The organism is Pseudomonas sp. 1D4 (genome assembly GCF_001728925.1).
Classification (GTDB): Bacteria; Pseudomonadota; Gammaproteobacteria; order Pseudomonadales; family Pseudomonadaceae; genus Metapseudomonas; species Metapseudomonas otitidis.
Genome location: NZ_LXJQ01000117.1, coordinates 1 through 1,227, shown reverse-complemented (window position 1 = coordinate 1,227; position 1,227 = coordinate 1). Strand labels below are relative to the sequence as shown.

Annotated in this window: 1 pseudogene; it reads left to right on the top strand. The window is 69.8% G+C overall.

The window, feature by feature from the left end:
* Positions 1-1,227 (top strand): annotated as a pseudogene (locus tag A7D27_RS26800) (adhesin); the annotation flags it as partial.

The following is a 1,227-nucleotide window of genomic DNA, read 5'->3' as shown; positions in this document are numbered from 1 at the left end:
GTCCAGGCCGACAGCGGCGAACTCAAGGCCACCGCCAGCACCCTCGACAACCGCAACGGCAAACTCCTTACCGTCCAGGGCGCCCTGACCGTCGACGCCCAGGACCTGCGCAACCAGCAAGGGCGCCTCATCGCCCAGAACGGCCCCCTCACTGCCCGCAGTGACACCCTCGACAACACAGCCGGCCGCCTCCAGGGCGACAGCGTCGACCTCACCACCCGCACCCGCCTCGACAACAGCCAAGGCCACATCACCGCCACCCAGGGCAACCTCAGCCTCACCCGCGGCGAACTGCTCAACGACAACGGCCAGATCCAGGCCAAGCACAGCCTCACGGCGAACGCCGACAGCCTGCGCAACCACAGCGGCAGCCTCGGCGCCGACACCATCGACCTCACCCTCGGCGGCCTGCTCGACAACAGCGGCGGCCTGGTGGAAGCCGCGCAGACCCTCAGCCTCGACCTCAACGACGCCCGCAACGCCAACGGCAAACTGCGCGCCCTGGGCCGCAGCGGCGAAAGCGTCTTCCGCCTCGGCGGCCGCTTCGACAACGACAACGGCCTGGTGGAAATCGGCAACGCCGCCTTCCGCCTCAGCAGCACCCAGCTCAGCAACCAGGGCGGCACCCTGCACCACGTCGGCAACCAGGGCTTCGGCCTCAACCTGGCCGACGTCGGCCAGGCCGGCGGCCGCTTCCTCACCAACGGCACCCTCAGCCTCGACGTAGCCGACTGGACCAACAGCAGCCTGCTGCAGGCCCAGCGCATCGACCTCAAGGTCGGCCGCTTCACCCAGACAGCCACCGGGCAACTGGTGTCCATTGAGGACATCACCGCCAGCGGCACCGACTGGATCAACGACGGCCTGATCGAAACCCAGGGCAAGCTCCAGCTCGCCCTTAGCGGCCGCTACCAGGGCAACGGCAGCCTCAAGAGCCAGAGCGACATGACCGTCAGCGCCGCCAGCGCCGAACTGGGCAGCGGCGCCCAACTGCGCAGCGGCGGCAACGGCGACTTCCGCCTGGGTGGCGCACTCACCAGCGCCGGCCAGCTCAGCGCCGCCGGCGACCTGCTGCTCAAGGCCGGCAGCGTGGACAACCGCGGCACCCTCGGCGCGACCAAGGCGTTACGCATCGAGAGCGACAGCCTGCGCAACGAGCGCGGCCTGGTGTTCAGCGGCGCGGACATGGTGCTGCGCACCGGCAGCCTGACCAACCTGCTGGGGGAC